Below are 18,538 nucleotides of genomic sequence, written 5' to 3' on the forward strand. Positions count from 1 at the left end.
ACTTAGGTAGAGACTTGTCCGACACCGTTTGGGGAATCATTTTGCCCCAGGGGAGTCGGAACAATGCTCGCCAACCTGGCATATAGATAGCTAGCCGTTGGTTTTTTGATCTGTTTTCGGCGAGGGTTGCTCGTGATTGTTAGTCCCTGTAATGCACCAAAATTGACTGCCAAAGGGTTACGAAAAGCACTGGTGACGGGTTCCGCACTGCTTTGCCTGCTCAGTGCCGGCCAACTCTTTGCATTCAATCTGGACGATGTGGCGGCCAAGGCGAAGACCCTGGCCGGGCAGAAGTACGAAGCTCCGCGCAGCAATCTGCCGAACGAATTTCGTGAGATGAAGTTTGCGGACTATCAGAAAATCCGCTTCCTGACCGACAAGGCCGAATGGGCCGATCAGAAGACCCCGTTCAAGCTGTCGTTCTATCACCAGGGCATGCATTTCGACACACCGGTGAAAATCAACGAAATCACCGCCAACGATGTCTCGGAGATCAAGTACGACCCGAGCCGTTTCGATTTCGGCGACATGAAGTTCGATCCTAAAACCACCGAACAACTGGGTTATGCCGGTTTCCGCGTGCTTTACCCGATCAACAAGGCCGACAAGCAGGACGAAATCATGACCATGCTCGGCGCGAGTTACTTCCGCGTCGTCGGCAAGGGCCACACCTATGGCCTGTCCGCCCGTGGCATGGCGATCGATACCGCATTGCCGTCCGGCGAGGAATTCCCGCGTTTCACCGAGTTCTGGATCCAGCAGCCCAAGCCGACCGACAAGCACCTGGTGATCTTCGCCCTGCTCGATTCGCCACGGGCCACCGGTGCCTACCGGCTGATCCTGCGTCCGGGCAGCGACACCATCGTCGACGTGAAGGCGCAGATGTTCCTGCGTGACAAGGTCGGCAAGCTGGGCGTGGCCCCGCTGACCAGCATGTTCCTGTTCGGTGCCAACCAGCCGTCGAAAGTCCTCAACTACCGTCGCGAGCTGCACGATTCCAGCGGCCTGTCGATCCATGCCGGCAATGGCGAATGGCTGTGGCGTCCGCTGAACAACCCGAAACACCTGGCGGTGAGCAACTTCTCCGTGGAGAACCCGCGTGGTTTCGGCCTGCTGCAACGGGGTCGTGACTTCAGCCACTACGAAGACCTCGACGACCGCTACGACAAGCGCCCGAGCGCCTGGATCGAGCCGAAGGGCGATTGGGGCAAGGGCACCGTCGATCTGGTCGAGATCCCGACCGCCGACGAAACCAACGACAACATCGTGGCTTTCTGGAACCCGGAAAAGCTCGCCCAGCCGGGTGAAGCGATGAACTTCGCCTATCGCATGCACTGGACCCAGGACGAAGCCGCCCTGCACTCGCCGGACAGCGCCTGGGTCAAGCAGACCCTGAAGTCCACCGGTGACGTCAAGCAATCGAACCTGATCCGCCAGCCGGACGGCAGCGTTGCCTACCTGGTGGACTTCGAGGGGCCTTCCCTCAAGGCCTTGCCGGAAGATGCGCCGGTACGCAGCCAGGTCAGCGTCGGCGACAACGCCGAAGTGGTGGAAAACAGCCTGCGCTACAACCCGGAAACCCAGGGCTGGCGCCTGACCCTGCGCCTGAAGATCAAGGATCCGGGCAAGTCCACCGAGATGCGTGCGGCCCTGGTCAAGGACATCGTCGCGCCTGAGCCGGCCAAGGCTTCGTCCCAGGTGGTCAAGGCCGACAAGGTTGCGGCCAAGACCCAGGAAAAGGAGGCCAAGGCTCAAGAGAAAGAAGCCAAGGCCCAGGACAAAGACGCGGCCAAGGGCGCGGATAACAAGGCCAAGGACAAGAAAGAGCATGACGCCCCGGCGCCGGCTCCCGAGGCTGCCCCTACCAACCCGGAACCGGTGAAGACTGAACAAGTCCTGACCGAGACCTGGAGCTACCAGTTGCCTGCCGATGAGTAATTCAATCGCCCAGCCAGAGACTCTCTCCGAGTACCTGGCGCACCTGCCGCTGAGCGCCGAGCAACGCGCCGAGCTGGCGAGCTGCGGCTCGTTCGCCGAGCTGCATGAGCGCCTCAGCGCCCATCCGTCCGTCGACTCCGCCGAGGCCGCGCAAGCCTCGGTGGGGCGCCGCCTGACCCTCAACTCGGCCGCCGAGCTGGAAGACGCCGAGATGCTCGTGGTCGATGCCAGTGGCCGGGTCTGCCTCAAGGCCACGCCGCCGATTCGCCGGACCCGGGTCGTCCCTGAGCCCTGGCGCACCAATATCCTGGTGCGTGGCTGGCGCCGCCTGACCGGGCGCAGCAACCCGCCGGCACCCAAGGATGACAAGCGCGACCTGCCCCATGCGCGCTGGCGCACCGTCGGCTCGATCCGTCGCTACATCCTCTTGGTGCTGATGCTGGGCCAGACCATCGTCGCCGGCTGGTACATGAAAGGCATCATGCCGTACCAGGGCTGGTCCTTCGTCGATCTCAACGAAGTGATGCGCCAACCGCTGCTGCAGACGGCCCAGCAAGTGCTGCCGTATGCCCTGCAGACCAGCATCCTGGTGCTCTTCGGGATTCTGTTCTGCTGGGTCTCGGCGGGCTTCTGGACGGCCCTGATGGGCTTCCTCGAACTCCTGACCGGGCACGACAAGTACCGCATCTCGGGGGCCAGCGCCGGCAGCGAGCCGATTGCCCAGGACGCGCGGACCGCCATCGTCATGCCGATCTGCAACGAGGACGTGCCACGGGTCTTTGCCGGCCTGCGGGCGACCTTCGAGTCGGTCGCGGCCACCGGTGACCTGGATCGCTTCGACTTCTTTGTCCTCAGCGACAGTAACGACACCGATATCTGCGTCGCCGAGCAACAGGCCTGGCTGGATGTCTGTCGCGAAGCCTCGGGCTTCGGCCGGATCTTCTACCGCCGTCGCCGTCGCCGGGTAAAACGCAAGAGCGGCAACCTGGACGACTTCTGCCGTCGCTGGGGTGGCGACTACAAGTACATGGTGGTGCTCGACGCCGACAGCGTCATGAGCGGCGAATGCCTGACCAGCCTGGTGCGCCTGATGGAAGCCACGCCGGACGCCGGGATCATCCAGACCGCGCCGCGGGCGTCGGGCATGGACACCCTCTACGCACGCATGCAGCAGTTCGCGACCCGCGTCTACGGCCCGCTGTTCACCGCCGGCCTGCACTTCTGGCAGTTGGGCGAGTCCCACTACTGGGGCCACAACGCGATCATCCGCATGAAGCCGTTCATCGAGCACTGCGCCCTGGCGCCGTTGCCCGGCAAAGGCGCGTTCGCCGGTGCGATCCTCTCCCACGACTTCGTCGAAGCCGCGCTGATGCGCCGCGCCGGCTGGGGCGTGTGGATCGCCTACGACCTGCCCGGCAGCTATGAAGAACTGCCGCCGAACCTGCTGGACGAGCTCAAGCGCGACCGCCGCTGGTGCCACGGCAACCTGATGAACTTCCGGCTGTTCCTGGTCAAGGGCATGCACCCGGTGCACCGCGCGGTGTTCCTCACCGGCGTGATGTCCTACCTGTCGGCGCCGCTGTGGTTCTTCTTCCTGGTGCTGTCGACGGCCCTGCTGGCGGTCAACACGCTGATGGAGCCGCAGTACTTCATGGAGCCGCGCCAGCTTTATCCGCTGTGGCCGCAATGGCATCCGGACAAGGCGGTGGCGCTGTTCTCCACCACCATCGTGCTGCTGTTCCTGCCCAAGCTGTTGAGCATCATCCTGATCTGGGCCAAGGGCGCGAAAGAGTTCGGCGGCAAGTTCAAGGTGACCCTGTCGATGCTGCTGGAGATGCTGTTCTCCATGCTGCTGGCGCCGGTGCGGATGATTTTCCACACCCGCTTCGTCCTGGCCGCGTTCCTCGGCTGGGCGGCGACCTGGAATTCGCCGCAGCGTGACGACGACTCCACACCGTGGAGCGAGGCGGTTCGCCGCCACGGTCCGCAGACCGTGCTGGGGGCGCTCTGGGCCCTGCTGGTGGTCTGGCTCAACCCGAGCTTCCTCTGGTGGCTGGTGCCGATCGTCGGTTCGCTGATGCTGTCGATCCCGGTGTCGGTGATCTCCAGCCGGGTCAACCTGGGCCTGCGTTCGAAGGACGAGAGCCTGTTCCTCATCCCCGAGGAATACAACCCGCCCCAGGCGCTGCTGGCCACGGACGAGTACACCCATGAAAACCGCTGGCATGCGCTGAACGACGGTTTTGTCCGGGCCGTGGTCGATCCGCAGCAGAACGCCCTGGCGTGCGCCCTGGCGACTGCCCGCCACGGTCAGGCCGAGCCGATCGAATGGCTGCGTATCGAGCGCGTGCGGCATGCGTTGAAGGTCGGTCCGGCGGCGCTGGACAACCACTCGCGCCTGCAACTGCTGAGCGATCCGGTGGCCCTGGCCCGCCTGCATGCGCAGGTCTGGAGCGAAGGCCATGCCGAGTGGCTGGCGGCCTGGCGTGATTCGGTCAAGGCCGATCCCCATGCGCCGTTGTTGCCACTGCAACCGGCCTCGGTGGCCGGTCAGCCGGCCTGATCCATCCCGCCTGAATCCATCCCCCGAGGCCGTCGGCCCAGGGGGGATGCAGGCTCATCGTTACCGCGTATTTCCCCTCCCGCACCTCCCCGCATCTATTGTCATTTGGTAACAAAAGACCCGCCCGGCGCCGTATGGCAGCGTGATCGAGTACGTTAGGATCGCGCCCCGAAATCGTGCCGGCCAGGCCTGCTGGCGACTGTGGTTGTGCACAGCGTGCCAGGAGCGGCTGGCATCATCGGGAAATGGACCAAGGAATCTTCATGACGAAAAGGTATCTGTCGATACTGTTGCTGGGCGCTGTCACGCTCTTCCACGCCTGCTGGCTCCAGGCGGGCGCCATCGACGAGGCGGTCAGGCGCGGAAGCCTCAAGGTTGGTACCAACCCGACCTATATGCCGTTCCAGATGACGGACAGGCAGGGGCGGGTCGTGGGCTTCGAAATCGACCTGTTGCATGAGATGAGCAAGTCCCTGGGGGTGAAGCTGGAGTTGTTGCCCAGCGGCTACCCGGAACTGATCCCCAATCTGCTGGCGGGCAAGACCGATCTGGTCGCCAGCGGCATGACCCTGACCCAGGAGCGCAACCTGCGGTTGAACTTCAGCGATCCCTTTATCGTGGTCGGACAGACGCTGTTGATCCCCCTGGCGCTGGCGAACAAGGTGCAGAGCTTCGAGGACCTGAACGAACCCGGCTACCGCCTGCGGGTCAAGGCCGGCACCACCGGTGAGATAGTCGCCAGGCGAATGATCGGCAAGGCCCAGCTGGTCAGCTACGCCACCGAGGAGGAGGGCGTGCAGGACGTGATCGACGGCAAGGCCGATGCCTTTATCCATGATGCGCCCTACAACCTGGTGGCGGTGAACAAGCTGGGCCAGGGCAAACTGCTCTGCCTGGAGCAGCCCTTCACCTACGAGCCCCTGGCCTTCGGCCTGAAGAAGGGCGATCACGACAGCCTGAACTGGATCAACCACTTCCTCCACCAGATCGCCGAAGACGGCACCTATGATCGGATCCATGACAAGTGGTTCAAGGAAACCGCCTGGCTGGCCGAGATCGACTGAGGTTCACACCTTGAAGCGCTCCACCAGGCGCTGCAACTGAGCCCCGAGCTGGCTCAGTTGCAGGCTGGCGGCGGCGGTCTCGTCGCAGGTGTGGGCGGTCTGCTGGGACATGTCCCGCACCTGCAGCACGCTGCGACTGATCTGTTCGGCGACGATGCTCTGCTGTTCGCCGGCGGCGGCAATCTGCTCGTTCATCCCGAGGATCTGCGACACGCTGCGGCTGATGCCCGTCAGCTTGCTGCCGCTGCGTCGGCTGGACTCGACGCTGCTGCGGCTCAGGCCGCGGCTTTTGTCCAGGCGCTGCGCCACTTGCTGGGTACCGTTCTGCAAGGCGCTGACCAGGCCTTCGATCTCCTCGGTCGAGTCCTGGGTGCGTTGCGCCAGGCTGCGGACTTCGTCGGCGACCACCGCAAACCCCCGCCCGGCCTCGCCGGCCCTGGCCGCCTCGATCGTGGCGTTGAGTGCCAGCAGGTTGGTTTGCAGCGAGACCGACTTGATCACATCCAGCACGCCGCCGATCTTCTCGCTTTCCTGCTTGAGGGTGGTCATCGCCGCGGTGCACTGCTGCATTTCCTGCTCCAGCTGGACGATCTGCCCGATGCTCTCGGCCACCGCCCGGTCGCCGTCCCTGGCCTGCTGCTCGGCCTGGTTGGCAGCCAGGGACGCGGCCTCGGCATGCTGCGCGACTTCCCGGGCGGTGGCGGTCATCTGTTTCATCGCCGTGGCGATCTGGTCGATTTCGTCACGCTGCCGGCCAATGCGGGTGCTGGTCTGCTCGGTGCTGCCGGACAACTGGCGGGCAGCCCCGGCCACGCGGGCGGTGCCCTGGCCGATACCGCCGACCAGTTCGCGCAGGCCCTGGCTCATGCGTTGCAGGGCTTGCTGCAACTGGCCCATTTCGTCGCCGCGTTCGACCCGGATATCGCGGCTCAGGTCGCCGGCGGCGATGTGCTCGGCGACCTTGAGGCTGCGCTTGAGGGGGACCAGGATCTGGGTGCTGATGACCCAGGCGGACAAGGCACCGATCAGCAGGGCCAGCGCGGCAACGGCGATCAGCACCCTGTTCGAGCGGCGGGTGTCGCGGTCGCGCTTTTCTGTCTGGCCCAGGCTCAGGGCGTCATTTCCGTCGAGCAACAGCCCTCCCAGGGTTTCCATGCGCTCATGCAGGGTGGCGGTTTGCGTCTGTGCCTCGCGAAACTGCATAAGGCTGGCCTGGTAGGTGGTGAGGGTCGCGACGAGGGCTACCGGGTCGCCGATGACCGTCGCCGGCAGGCTGCCGATACGTTGCCTGATCTGTTGCAGTATCTCGTCGAGCCGTTCGATGGCCTGGAGCGCCTGCTGTGAATAGTCTTGCGGCGAGGCGAAGGTGTAGGCCGGGGTTTCCACGCTGTCGTGGCTGTGCTCGATCTGTTGGCGCAACTGCTCAATAGCGGCGACCAGTGGCTGCCACTCGATACCTGTACCGAAGGTGCCGCTGGCCACCAGGACACTGGCCTGGGTCCTGGCCACGGTCAGGCTGGCCTGTTCCAGGTCTGCGGCCAGTTGCGAGCGCAGGCGTTCGCGGTCGTCGACCGTCCGGCCCAGCTCGTCGAGGGCATCCTGGAAGGCGGCGAGGCTGCCGCGCTGTCTTTCCAGCAGGTCCTGGTAGGCGGGGTCCTCGATGCGTTCACGCAGCGCGCCCAGGTGCTGGTTGATCTCGGCCAGCTGGCGCCTGACATTGTCCTGGCTCCGGGTGTCGTTCAGGACCCGAAAGGCAATGCGGTCGGCGCGCATGCCCTTGGTGATATGGCTGAGCCGGGCAATGATCGACAGTTGGTGCGAATGCTCGATGGTGTGTTGCAGGGCGTACCAGCCGGTGGCGGTGATGACGAGTGTCAGTTGCAGCACCAGGCCGAAACCCAGGGACAGCTTGAAGCGGACGCTGCGGTCGATTAATGCATGGGCAAACCGAGGAAACATGGTGGATCTCCTGCCAGGCGGATAAGTGGTCGAGCCCGGCGCATGAATGCGTCGGGCGATGTCCTCTCATCGGCTTTCCGGCGGGAGACCTGACCTGATCAGGCTGTAGGGGAATTCCCTTGTGTTTGAAGGAGTTGGGAGGCCTGGTCGGCCTCCCCGCCCTATGGGGCGTTACAGGCGGAAATGGCTGACCAGCACCTGCAGGTGATTGCCCAGGCGCGCCAACTCGATGCTGGAGGCGGCCGTTTCTTCACTGGCCGACGAGGTCTGCTCGGAAACGTCCCGTACATTCAGCACGCTGCGGTTGATCTCTTCCGCGGTGGCGCTCTGCTGTTCGGCGGCGGCGGCGATCTGCTGGTTCATCGCCTGGATCGCCGACACGGTGCGGGTGATGCTTTCCAGCGAGCCGCCGGCGCGACGGGTCAGTTCGACGCTGCTGTCGGTCAGGCCGCGACTGTTGTCCATGATGTTCGCCACCTGCTGGGTGCCGCTTTGCAGGCCGACGATCAGTTCCTCGATCTCTTCGGTGGACTTCTGCGTACGCAGGGCCAGGCTGCGCACTTCATCGGCGACCACGGCGAAACCGCGCCCGGCCTCACCGGCGCGGGCCGCCTCGATGGCGGCGTTGAGGGCCAGCAGGTTGGTCTGCTGGGCCACCGACTTGATCACGTCGAGCACGCTGCCGATCTTGTCGCTTTCGGCCTTGAGATGGCTCATGGCCGCGGTGGAGTTGCCGACTTCGGTCGCCAGGCGCTCGATCTGGGCGATGGCCTCGCCAACCACCCTGTCGCCTTCGCGGGCCTGCTGGTCCGCCGCGGCGGCGGCTTCCGAGGCTTCCTCGGCGTTGCGCGCGACTTCCTGCACGGTGGCGGTCATCTCGTGCATGGCCGTGGCGACCTGGTCGGTCTCGACCTTCTGGCTGTTGACCCCGGCACTGGTCTGCTCGGTGACGGCGGACAGTTGCTCGGCGGCGCTGGCGATCTGGGTGACGCCGTCGCTGATACCGCCGATCAGCTTGCGCAGGCTGACGGTCATGCTGTGCATGGCCCGCTGCAACTGGCCGAGTTCGTCGCGGCGGCTGGTTTCCAGGTCCTGGCTCAGATCGCCCGCGGCCACGCGCTCGACGACCTTGAGGGTCTGTTGCAGCGGAATCACGATCTGGCGGGTGATGGCCCAGGCGGCAATCACGCCGAACAGCAGGGCCAGGACGGTGGCGATGCCGAGCATGTTTTTCGCGTTGGCCGCGTCGCTGTCACGGCGGCCGGTCTGCAACTCGGTCAACTGGTCGCTGAGTCCCAGCAGTTTGTTGCCTTGCTCTTCCATGCGCTTGAGCGCCTGGGCGCTGGCGACCTGGGAGTCGCGGAAGGCGCCGACGGCGGCCCGGTAGGCCTTGAAGGACTCGCCCGCCTGCTGGAGGTTGGCCTGGTGCTGTTCCGGCAATTTGGCCGGCAGGCTGGCGAGGGTGCCCAGGGCGCTGTCGATGGCCTCCAGGGCCGGTTGTTCGGCATCGCTTTTGCCGCTGTAGGTGTAGCCGCGGACCTGGTAGCGGGACTGCTGCAGTTGCTTGCTGAGGTCGACCACGCTGTTGAACTGGGCGACGCTGTCGCCCTGCAGCATGGATTTCTCCACCTCGGCGACCTTGGCGACGGCATTGTCGGCGTTGGCCCCGAGCGCGCTGCGAGCGCTCTCGCGATTCTGCATGGCCTGGATCATATCGGCGAAGGCCCGCTTGTATTCCGTGAGGGCCGCCAGTTGCTGGTCGATCAGGGTGATGCTTTCCGGGGTTTCCACCTGCTTGCGGGCACTCTGCAGGCCGCTTTCCAGCTTGCCCAGCAGGTCGCTGACCACGCCGGGGCCCTGTTCGCCCTTGCGCATTTCATAGTCCAGGCGGGCGATGCGCAGGTCCTTGGTCAACAGGTTGAGGCTGGAGATATAGCCCAGCTTGTCGCCGCGACTGATCACCGAACTCAGGCCGGTCCAACCGGTGAAGGTGATCACGACTGTCAACAGCAGCACCAGGCTGAAGCCGATGCCGAGTTTCAGATTGACGCTCACATTACCCAGGTTCTGGGCTAACCAACGGTACATGGGACGGACTCCTGACAGGTGCTCGTAAGCCTGGCGGCAGATTTTTTTTAGTAGTGCCGGTATATCGGCCCGTGCCCCTGAAACTGAAGCGGGCGCGGGACGGCTGGTCAGAACAGACGGGCGAGCAGGGCGGTGACGGCGGTCTCGACCCGCAGGATGCGCTCGCCGAGCTGTACCGGTTGCAGGCCGGACCTGGCCAGCAGGTCGATTTCGTAGGGGATCCAGCCGCCTTCCGGGCCGATGGCCAGTGTCACCGGCTCATCCAGTCCGCGCGGGCAGGGCGGGTAGTTGCCGGGATGGCCGACCAGCCCCAGGGTGCCTGCGCTGATGGCGGGCAGGCGGTCTTCGACGAATGGCTTGAAGCGTTTCTCGATGATCACTTCGGGCAGCACAGTATCGCGGGTCTGCTCCAGTCCGAGAACCAGTTGCTCGCGAATCGCCTCGGGTTCGAGGAAGGGGGTCTGCCAGAAGCTCTTTTCCACGCGGTAGCTGTTGACCAGCACCACCTTGGGCACGCCCATGGTGGCGATGGTCTGGAACACCCGGCGGAGCATCTTCGGGCGTGGCAGGGCGAGGACCAGGGTCAATGGCAGCTTGGCCGGTGGCGGCTGGTCGAGGCTGACCCGCAACTGCGCTTCGCCGGCCTCCAGGCGCACGACTTCGGCATTGCCCATCAGGCCACCGATGCGTCCCACCCGCAGGTTGTCGCCCAGCGCCACCCGGTGGACTTCCTGCATATGGGTCAGGCGCCGATCACGCAGCACCACCTGGTCGGCCGCGATGAAGTCGGCCTCTTCCAGTAGCAGCAGGTTCACGCTTGCGGCGCTGGCGGTTGGGCGTCGTTGTCGCTGGGGGCGTCCTGCGGGTGCTCGCCACGCTTGCTGACCAGGCTGCCGAACAGGATGCCGATCTCGAACAGCAGCCACATCGGTACCGCCAGCAGTGTCTGGGAGAATACGTCCGGCGGAGTCAGGATCATGCCGACCACGAAGCAGCCGATGACCACGTACGGACGGATTTTCTTCAGGTACTTGACGTCGACCACGCCGATCCACACCAGCAGCACCACGGCCACCGGGATTTCAAAGGCCACGCCGAAGGCGAAGAACAGCGTCATGACGAAGTCGAGGTAGCTGGTGATGTCGGTCATCATTTCCACGCCGGCCGGGGTGGCGGCGGCGAAGAACTTGAAGATCAGCGGAAACACCAGGTAGTAGGCGAACGCCATGCCGGTGTAGAACAGCGCGATGCTCGACACCAGCAACGGCACGGCGATGCGCTTTTCATGCTTGTACAGGCCGGGGGCGATAAACCCCCAGATCTGGTGCAGGATCACCGGGATCGCCAGGAACAGCGAAACCATCATGGTCAGCTTGAGCGGCGTCAGGAAGGGCGATGAGACGTCGGTGGCGATCATCGTCGCCCCGGTCGGCAGGTACTGGCGCAACGGCGTGGAGACGAAGGTGTAGATCTGCTGGGTAAAGGAGAACAACCCGGCAAAGATCAGGAAGATCGCCGCGACGCAACGCAGCAGGCGGGTGCGCAACTCGGTGAGGTGCGAAACCAGCGGCATGTGCTGGTCGTTTTCCGGAATATCGCTCATGGGGCTCGCGGCGGCAAAGTAGGGTCATGAGAAGCTGGCGCACTGGGCGTCGGCGCGGGAACAACGGCTTCGGTCGGCGTCGCCACGTGCGGGGCCGGTTCGACGGCACCGAGTACCGGCACCGCTTCGCTGGCCGGCACGGTGGTCGGCGGCAGATCGCCTGGTACTGGTTCGCCCGGCAGGCCTGGCGCGGCCACAGGGTGAATCGTCTGTTCGGCGACCGGCGGAGTCGTCGGTTCCTGGACCGGCGACAGGATCTTGCGGGCTTCCTGCTCCAGGGACAGGATGTGTTCGTTGTGCAGTTGCCGACGAATCTCGTCGGCACCGATTTCCCGTTCCACTTCCTGCTTGATCGCGTTGAAGCTGCGTTTCAGGCGCCCGACCCACAGGCCCGCCGTGCGCGCGGCGCCCGGCAGGCGCTCGGGGCCGAGGACCAGCAGGGCCACGAGGCCGACGAGCAGCAGTTCACTGAAGCTGATACCGAACATTAGTCAGCACTCACGAATGATTGCGGGGCTCTTTGTTTACGAGCTCTTCCACTTTCTGCGCCTGCACGTCGATGGTGTGCGGCGTGTTCTGCTGGGCAGCGGCCTGTGGCTGTACCGGTGGGGCCGGCTGTGCGACTGGCGGTACGCCCGGCTCGGCAGGTTTTTCGTCGTCGTTCATGGCCTTGCGAAAGCCCTTGATCGACTCGCCGACATCGGTGCCGAGGTTCTTGAGTTTCTTGGTGCCAAACACCAGCACGACAACAACCAGGATGACGATCCAGTGTTTCCAGTCAAAAATGCCCATGGTGCTGCTCCTCTCTAAAAGTTGTTCAGGCGGACGGGCGCGAGGCTTTCTCGACGTGTCCGGACAATCCGAAGCGACGGTCCAACTCATCCAGCACGGCCTGTGGATGCTGCCCCAGTTGGGCGAGCATGACCAGGCTGTGGAACCACAAATCGGCGGTTTCGTAGATCACATCGCTGCAATCGCCGCTGATGGCGGCGTCCTTGGCGGCAATGATGGTCTCGACCGACTCTTCGCCGACCTTCTCCAGAATCTTGTTCAGGCCCTTGTGGTACAGGCTGGCGACGTACGAGCTGTCGGCGGCGGCGCCTTTGCGCTCTTCCAGCACCTGGGCCAGGCGGGTCAGGGTGTCAGTCATGTTCAGTGTCCTGCTGCGTAGATGCTGTGCGGGTCCTTGAGGACCGGATCGACCGTCTTCCAGCCGTCGTTTTCATAAACGCGGTAGAAGCAGCTCTGGCGGCCGGTGTGGCAGGCGATATCGCCGACCTGCTCGACCATCAGGATGATCACGTCGGCGTCACAGTCCAGGCGCATTTCGTGCAGGTGCTGTACATGCCCGGACTCCTCGCCCTTGCGCCACAGTCTGCCACGCGAGCGCGACCAGTAGATGGCGCGGTTTTCGCGGGCGGTCAGTTGCAATGCCTCGCGGTTCATCCAGGCCATCATCAGCACGCGCCCGGTCTTGTGATCCTGGGCAATGGCCGGCACCAGGCCGTCGCTGTCCCATTTGATCTCGTCCAGCCAGTCTTTCATCTTCGACTCCGACAACCGGGCCCGACCTGCGTGGTGGGGCCTCGGCGAATGGACAGTTTGCCAGCCGGCGGCCTCACTGGCTATCGGCGCACGACCAGATACAAACCGATGGCCACCATGATCGCCGCCGGCCAGTGCCCCAGCTCGTGCAGCGGTCCGCCGGCGGCAAGGAACGCGCCGCCACCCAGGTGCAGCGAACCGAGCAGGCGCAGCAGCCAGTCGTCCTTGCGTTTTTTCCATTTCGGTTCGGGATCGGCGGCATGGGGCTGCGACAGGCGTTCGAGCAGGTCGCGGGTCATGTCGGCCAGGTGCGGCAGTTGTTCGACCTGGCTGTGCAGGTTGCCCAGCAGGGTTTTCGGGCTGACCCGCTCGCGCATCCAGCGTTCGAGGAACGGCTGGGCGGTGCTCCACAGGTCCAGGTCCGGGTACAGCTGGCGGCCCAGGCCCTCGATATTGAGCAGGGTCTTCTGCAGCAGCACCAGTTGCGGCTGGACCTCCATGTTGAAGCGCCGTGCGGTCTGGAACAGGCGCATCAACACCTGGCCGAAGGAGATGTCCTTCAGCGGTTTTTCGAAGATCGGCTCGCAGACGGTGCGGATCGCCGCCTCGAATTCGTTGAGCTTGGTGTGCGCCGGCACCCAGCCCGAATCGATGTGCAACTGGGCGACGCGCCGGTAGTCACGCTTGAAGAAGGCGAACAGGTTGCGTGCCAGGTAATCCTGGTCCTGCGGGGTCAGGCTGCCGACGATGCCGCAGTCGATGGCGATGTACTGCGGGCTCCACGGATTGACGGTGCTGACGAAGATGTTGCCGGGGTGCATGTCGGCGTGGAAGAAGCTGTCGCGGAACACCTGGGTGAAGAAGATCTCCACGCCGCGCTCGGCGAGCATCTTCATGTCGGTGCGCTGGTCGGCGAGGGTCGCCAGGTCCGTGACCTGGATGCCGTAGATGCGCTCCATCACCAGCACTTTCGGCCGGCACCAGTCCCAGTAGACCTGGGGCACGTACATCATCTCAGAGCCTTCGAAGTTGCGGCGCAACTGGCTGGCGTTGGCCGCCTCGCGCAGCAGGTCGAGCTCGTCGTAGATGGTCTTCTCGTAGTCGCTGACCACGTCCACCGGGTGCAGCAGGCGCGCGTCGGACGAGACCCGTTCGGCGGCGCGGGCGAGGATGAACAGCCACGCCAGGTCCTGGGCGATGATCGGCTTGAGCCCCGGGCGGATGACCTTCACCACTACTTCCTCGCCGCTTTTCAGCTGGGCGGCGTGGACCTGGGCCACCGAGGCCGAGGCCAGCGGTTCGATGTCGAAACGGCTGAAGACCTCGCTGATCTTCTTGCCCAGTTGCGACTCGATCAGGTCCACGGCCTTTTGCGAGTCGAACGGCGGTACGCGGTCCTGCAGCAGCATCAGTTCGTCGGCGATGTCCTCGGGCAGCAGGTCGCGGCGGGTCGAGAGAATCTGCCCGAACTTGATGAAGATCGGCCCCAGGTCCTGCAACGCCAGGCGCAGCCGCGCGCCACGGCTCAGTTCCAGCGGCTTGCGCGGGAACCAGCGCCACGGCAGGGCAAAGCGCAGGGCCAGGAGAAACCAGGGCAGGGGCAGCTCGAACAGCAGGTCATCGAGACGGTAGCGGATCACGACGCGCTGGATGCGCAACAGACGGCGGACGGCAAGCAGCTTCATGCGTTATCGCTGGAGTTGAGGGATCGGGAGAGGCGTTCGAAGCGCGCCTCGAGTCGTTCTAAATCTAGCTTGATCCGGTCGAGTTCGGCGAAACGGGCTTCGGCCTCGTGCTTGCCGACCAATGCCCGGGATTCTTCGCTGAGGTATTCGGCCAGGTTCTGGTTGAGGCTGGCGAACCCCTGGCGATACCAGCCGGCGCGGCTGCGCAGGTGGCCGCTGATCAGTTGCGTGGCCACCGGGCCGAGCCAGCGCGAGAGTTGGTACTCCCAGTCCAGCTCCAGGTCCTGCAGCACGGCGGCGAGGTCCAGCAGCACCGCGCTGTCGCCTTCCAGGTGCACATCCGGGCCGTGCAGGATCGCTGTCTTGTCCTTGCTCAGGGCCAGGTTCAGCAGGCTGGTGGTCGGCGCGCGGAGAATGCAGTCGGCGCCAGCGGCCCAGTGGGCGGCCAGCATCAGGCCGTCATCGCCGGGCAGGATGAACAGCTTCAAGGCCGGACTGTCGACCTCGATGACCTTGCCGCTCAGGTGCGCGAGGCGGCCCAGGGCGGTGCTGTCGAGACGCAGCACCCGGTTGAGGCCGTGTTCGACACCGGCGAGCAGGCCGCTGAGCACCATCAGGGCTTGATGCCGCGGTGCAGGGCGACGATGCCCGCGGTCATGTTGTGATAGGTCACGCGGTCGAAACCGGCGTCCACCATCATCGACTTCAGGGTTTCCTGGTTCGGGTGCATGCGGATCGATTCGGCCAGGTAGCGATAGCTTTCCGAGTCATTGGTGATCAGCTTGCCGGCCAGGGGCATGAAGGCGAACGAATAGGCGTCGTAGACCTTGGACATCAGCTTGTTGGTCGGCTTGGAGAACTCCAGCACCAGCAGGCGCCCGCCCGGCTTGAGTACCCGCAGCATGGAGCGCAGGGCGTCTTCCTTGTGGGTGACGTTGCGCAGGCCGAAGGCGATGGTCACGCAGTCGAAATGGTTGTCCGGGAACGGCAGCTTCTCCGCATCGGCCTGGACGAACTCGACGTTGCCGGCCACGCCCAGGTCCAGCAGGCGGTCACGGCCGACCTTGAGCATGGAAGCGTTGATGTCGGCCAGCACCACCTGGCCGGTGGGGCCTACCAGGTGCGAGAACTTTTTGGTCAGGTCGCCGGTACCGCCGGCGATATCCAGCACCCGGTTACCGGCGCGCACGCCCGACAGCTCGATGGTGAAGCGCTTCCACAGGCGGTGCATGCCGCCGGAGAGCACGTCGTTCATCAGGTCGTACTTGGCCGCGACCGAGTGGAAAACCTCAGCGACTTTTTCCGCCTTTTGGCTTTCCGGCACGTTCTTGAAGCCGAAGTGGGTGGTGGGTTCGGCATCGCTGCCTTTGCGCTGATCAGTCATATCGCTGTCACCAGAAGAGAATGCGGGCCATTCTAATCCCGGTGGCCGGCTTTGTCTTGGCAAAGGCGGAATGTAAGTATAGTGGGTGACCGGGGCCGATTGACGCAGCGTGGTTCAAGGCCGGCCCGGCGTATCTCTATAGAACAGGAGTCAATCGATGGCCCGGATTAGTGTCGAGCGTGCCCACCACCTTGGTCTGGCAGGCGCTCGTGAGAAAGCCGAAGTGCTGGTGCGCAAACTGGCCGAGCAGTACGGCCTGGCGCCGCGCTGGTCGGGCGATACCGTGAGTCTCAAGCGTTCCGGTGTCAGCGGCGAAGTGCAGATCGCCGAGGATCGGATCAAGGTGGATGTCGAGTTGGGCATGCTGATGTCGGCCATGAGCGGCACCATCAAGGCCGAGATCGAGAAGGCGCTGGACAAGGCCCTGGCCTGACCCGCTCCCGCCCGGGTCCTGCGCCTGAGCCCGATTGCCACGGGCAAGGGCGACGGGGCATCGTGCGGTTAGGGTGCCCATTCTAATTTTTGTCATTACTTTGTGCATGAGCCCCAATTCCTGCGGGCAGTTCCTCCAACCGTTCTCGCGTGAGGTGCACCATGGCCAAAGTCAGTCTGAAGAAAAAATCCGACGTTCAGTCCACCGCCCTGGCTGACGTGAAAGTCTATGCCCGCAAGATCTGGTTGGCGGGCCTGGGGGCCTATACCAAGGTCGGCAAGGAAGGCAGCGAGTACTTCAACGAGCTCGTCAAAGCCGGCCAAGGCGTTGAAAAAGAAGGCAAAAAGGTTGTTGATGCGAAGCTTGAAGCCGCCAACAGCCAGATCGACAACGTGAAGAACGATGTCAGCAGCCTCAGGGGCAAGGTCGAAGTGCAACTGGACAGGGTCGAGAAAGCTTTCGACAACCGTGTCGCCAGTGCCTTGAATCGCATCGGGATTCCGTCTAAACATGACGTAGAGACACTGTCTGCTAAGCTCGATGAGTTGACGGCGTTGCTCGAACGTGTCGCGCGTAAACATTAAGGAGAACGGGATGGCTGGCAAAAAGAATACTGAGAAAGAAGGCAGCTCGTGGATCGGGAAGGTTGAAGAGTATTCCCGCAAAATCTGGCTTGCTGGTTTAGGCGTGTACTCGAAGATCGACAGTGACGGCAGCAAGCTCTTCGAGACCCTGGTAAAGGACGGCGAAAAGGCCGAGAAACTGACCAAGAGTGCCGTCGGTAAAACCGTCGAGGCCGCCAAGGACTCCGCCGGTTCGGCCAAGTCGCGCATCAGCGGTGTCAAGGATCGCGCACTGGGCAAGTGGGACGAACTGGAAGGGGCTTTCGACAAGCGCCTGAACAGCGCCATTTCGCGCCTGGGCGTGCCCAGCCGCAATGAAGTGAAGGCGCTGCACAGCAAGGTCGATACCCTGACCAAGCAGATCGAGAAGCTGACCGGTCGCTCGGTGACTCCGGCCTCGACGAAACCCGCCGCTGCCAAGCCTGCGGCGAAACCGGCGGCCAAGCCACTGGTCAAGGCCGCGGCGAAACCTGCCGCCAAGCCTGCGGCGAAAACCGCGGCAGCGAAACCGGCAGCCAAAGCCGCCGCCAAGCCGGTGGCGAAACCTGCCGCCAAGCCTGCTGCCAAGACCGCAGCCGCCAAGCCTGCCGCAAAACCGGCGGCCAAGCCTGTAGCGGCCAAGCCTGCTGCCAAACCGGCAGTGAAACCCGCGGCCAAACCCGCGGCGGCGAAACCTGCAGCCAAGCCGGCGGCCAAGCCCGCGGCAAAACCAGCCGCCAAGCCGGCCGCGGCGAAGAAGCCTGCGGCGGCCAAACCGGCGGCGCCGAAGCCTGCGGCTCCCGCTGCGGCCAAGCCGGCTGTCGCACCGACCACCAATTCGGTGGCCCCGGCGACTCCAGCGACTCCAGCTGTTGCACCAGCCCCGGCGGCCTCCACGCCTCAGTCCTGAGTCGTGCACCGCTGAACGAAAACGCCCGGCCTGTGAAGGTCGGGCGTTTTTGTTTGGGTCTCAGGAGCTGTGTCGCCCGTTCCTGCGAAGGGAGTGGAACAGGCGCCGCAATACTCAGCTGTCAGTCGTGATCTTCGAGATACCGCAACGCCATCTGCTCCGTCACCACCCGCGCCGGGGGCAGCAGGTGAGGCGCCACCAGCATCATGATCTGGTACACCACCAGGCGCACTTCGCCCTCGCGCCCGATGATCCGCTGATAATCCAGCGAGAACAGCAGCGTCAGGGTGATCTGTTCCACCAACTGCCCCAGTGCCTGGGTTTCACTGACCAGAAAACCCTGGGCCTTCAGGCGCGCCAGCAGGGAGGCGAGGGTCCGCTTGAGGGCGTTGAGCAGGTTGCGGATGCCCTTGGCGAGCCTGGGCAGGCGGCCGGCGAGGTTGGACAGGTCCTGGAACAGGAAACGGTAGTGAGCCAGGCGCTCGACGATCAGGTGCAGGAAAAACCAGTAGTCCTCGGGCGCCAGTTCGACATCCGCCGGCGGGTCCAGCAGTGGCGTCAGTTCTTCCTGGAAGCGCTCGAACAGGCCGAGCACCAACGGCTCCTTGCCATGGAAGTGATAGTAGAGATTGCCTGGGCTGATTCCCATTTCATTGGCAATTTCCATGGTCGAAACATTGGGTTCGCCCTTCTGGTTGAACAGTTGCAGCGCACATTCAAGAATCCGATCGCGGGTTTTCATCCAGTCTTCTTAGGTCGATCCG

The 18,538-nt window shown here is 64.1% G+C and carries 18 protein-coding genes; 6 read left to right on the forward strand and 12 right to left on the reverse strand.

What is annotated here, in order from left to right; genetic code table 11:
* The first annotated feature begins 132 nt into the window (after positions 1 to 132).
* The 3 genes from KI243_RS01940 to KI243_RS01950 all read left to right on the forward strand — a co-directional run bounded on the left by KI243_RS01940 (position 133) and on the right by KI243_RS01950 (position 5,565).
* Positions 133 to 1,938, forward strand: coding sequence for a glucan biosynthesis protein G (locus tag KI243_RS01940; protein WP_280529436.1), 1,806 nt, complete (start codon positions 133 to 135; stop codon positions 1,936 to 1,938).
* Positions 1,931 to 4,501 (forward strand): glucans biosynthesis glucosyltransferase MdoH, encoded by a 2,571-nt coding sequence (mdoH, locus tag KI243_RS01945; protein WP_017126942.1) that lies wholly within the window; start codon positions 1,931 to 1,933, stop codon positions 4,499 to 4,501. Before KI243_RS01940 ends, mdoH begins: the two co-directional genes overlap by 8 nt.
* 263 nt (positions 4,502 to 4,764) lie before the next feature.
* Positions 4,765 to 5,565 carry a transporter substrate-binding domain-containing protein gene (locus KI243_RS01950; protein WP_017126941.1) on the forward strand — a complete coding sequence of 267 codons (801 nt, stop codon included), beginning with the start codon at positions 4,765 to 4,767 and terminating at the stop codon, positions 5,563 to 5,565.
* A 3-nt stretch (positions 5,566 to 5,568) separates the two neighbouring features.
* Here the strand turns inward: KI243_RS01950 and KI243_RS01955 are convergent, their stop codons facing one another.
* The 11 genes from KI243_RS01955 to ubiE form a co-directional block, all read right to left on the reverse strand.
* Positions 5,569 to 7,524 carry a methyl-accepting chemotaxis protein gene (locus KI243_RS01955; RefSeq protein ID WP_017126940.1) on the reverse strand — a complete coding sequence of 652 codons (1,956 nt, stop codon included), beginning with the start codon at positions 7,522 to 7,524 and terminating at the stop codon, positions 5,569 to 5,571.
* A gap of 171 nt (positions 7,525 to 7,695) precedes the next feature.
* Positions 7,696 to 9,612, reverse strand: a complete 1,917-nt coding sequence (locus KI243_RS01960; RefSeq protein ID WP_103032935.1) for a methyl-accepting chemotaxis protein — start codon at positions 9,610 to 9,612, stop codon at positions 7,696 to 7,698.
* Between the two features lie 107 nt (positions 9,613 to 9,719).
* Positions 9,720 to 10,427: a 16S rRNA (uracil(1498)-N(3))-methyltransferase gene (locus KI243_RS01965; RefSeq protein ID WP_017126939.1), complete on the reverse strand. Its 708-nt coding sequence runs from the start codon at positions 10,425 to 10,427 to the stop codon at positions 9,720 to 9,722.
* Positions 10,424 to 11,215, reverse strand: a complete 792-nt coding sequence (gene tatC, locus KI243_RS01970) for a twin-arginine translocase subunit TatC (RefSeq protein WP_017126938.1) — start codon at positions 11,213 to 11,215, stop codon at positions 10,424 to 10,426. The genes KI243_RS01965 and tatC overlap by 4 nt, the downstream gene beginning before the upstream one ends.
* Positions 11,212 to 11,703, reverse strand: a complete 492-nt coding sequence (gene tatB / locus KI243_RS01975) for a Sec-independent protein translocase protein TatB (RefSeq protein WP_017126937.1) — start codon at positions 11,701 to 11,703, stop codon at positions 11,212 to 11,214. Before tatB ends, tatC begins: the two co-directional genes overlap by 4 nt.
* Before the next feature lie 10 nt (positions 11,704 to 11,713).
* Positions 11,714 to 12,007, reverse strand: coding sequence for a twin-arginine translocase TatA/TatE family subunit (locus KI243_RS01980; RefSeq protein ID WP_017126936.1), 294 nt, complete (start codon positions 12,005 to 12,007; stop codon positions 11,714 to 11,716).
* A 25-nt stretch (positions 12,008 to 12,032) separates the two neighbouring features.
* Positions 12,033 to 12,365 carry a phosphoribosyl-ATP diphosphatase gene (locus tag KI243_RS01985; RefSeq protein WP_017126935.1) on the reverse strand — a complete coding sequence of 111 codons (333 nt, stop codon included), beginning with the start codon at positions 12,363 to 12,365 and terminating at the stop codon, positions 12,033 to 12,035.
* A 2-nt stretch (positions 12,366 to 12,367) separates the two neighbouring features.
* Positions 12,368 to 12,760, reverse strand: a complete 393-nt coding sequence (gene hisI / locus KI243_RS01990) for a phosphoribosyl-AMP cyclohydrolase (protein WP_017126934.1) — start codon at positions 12,758 to 12,760, stop codon at positions 12,368 to 12,370.
* Between the two features lie 80 nt (positions 12,761 to 12,840).
* On the reverse strand, positions 12,841 to 14,445 hold the full coding sequence (ubiB, locus tag KI243_RS01995) for a ubiquinone biosynthesis regulatory protein kinase UbiB (RefSeq protein WP_017126933.1): 1,605 nt from the start codon (positions 14,443 to 14,445) through the stop codon (positions 12,841 to 12,843).
* The gene (locus KI243_RS02000; RefSeq protein WP_212810391.1) at positions 14,442 to 15,059 is read right to left on the reverse strand and encodes an SCP2 sterol-binding domain-containing protein; all 618 of its coding nucleotides are present in this window, start codon (positions 15,057 to 15,059) and stop codon (positions 14,442 to 14,444) included. The genes ubiB and KI243_RS02000 overlap by 4 nt, the downstream gene beginning before the upstream one ends.
* Positions 15,059 to 15,829 carry a bifunctional demethylmenaquinone methyltransferase/2-methoxy-6-polyprenyl-1,4-benzoquinol methylase UbiE gene (ubiE, locus tag KI243_RS02005; RefSeq protein ID WP_017126931.1) on the reverse strand — a complete coding sequence of 257 codons (771 nt, stop codon included), beginning with the start codon at positions 15,827 to 15,829 and terminating at the stop codon, positions 15,059 to 15,061. The genes KI243_RS02000 and ubiE overlap by 1 nt, the downstream gene beginning before the upstream one ends.
* A 157-nt stretch (positions 15,830 to 15,986) precedes the next feature.
* On the opposite strand from ubiE, the gene KI243_RS02010 reads away from it, so the two are divergent.
* The 3 genes from KI243_RS02010 (at position 15,987) to KI243_RS02020 (ending at position 17,774) form a co-directional block, all read left to right on the forward strand.
* Complete coding sequence (locus tag KI243_RS02010) at positions 15,987 to 16,262, forward strand: polyhydroxyalkanoic acid system family protein (RefSeq protein ID WP_017126930.1); 276 nt, start codon at positions 15,987 to 15,989, stop codon at positions 16,260 to 16,262.
* 161 nt (positions 16,263 to 16,423) lie between these two features.
* The gene (locus tag KI243_RS02015) at positions 16,424 to 16,846 is read left to right on the forward strand and encodes a phasin family protein (RefSeq protein ID WP_017126929.1); all 423 of its coding nucleotides are present in this window, start codon (positions 16,424 to 16,426) and stop codon (positions 16,844 to 16,846) included.
* Positions 16,847 to 16,856: 10 nt separating this feature from the next.
* Positions 16,857 to 17,774: a phasin family protein gene (locus KI243_RS02020; RefSeq protein WP_212811160.1), complete on the forward strand. Its 918-nt coding sequence runs from the start codon at positions 16,857 to 16,859 to the stop codon at positions 17,772 to 17,774.
* Positions 17,775 to 17,895: 121 nt separating this feature from the next.
* Here KI243_RS02020 and KI243_RS02025 read toward each other — a convergent pair whose 3' ends face one another.
* Positions 17,896 to 18,516: a TetR/AcrR family transcriptional regulator gene (locus tag KI243_RS02025; RefSeq protein ID WP_017126926.1), complete on the reverse strand. Its 621-nt coding sequence runs from the start codon at positions 18,514 to 18,516 to the stop codon at positions 17,896 to 17,898.
* Positions 18,517 to 18,538 lie beyond the last annotated feature (22 nt).

It is taken from the genome of Pseudomonas sp. Ost2, from assembly GCF_018326065.1.
GTDB classification, from domain to species: Bacteria; Pseudomonadota; Gammaproteobacteria; order Pseudomonadales; family Pseudomonadaceae; genus Aquipseudomonas; species Aquipseudomonas gingeri.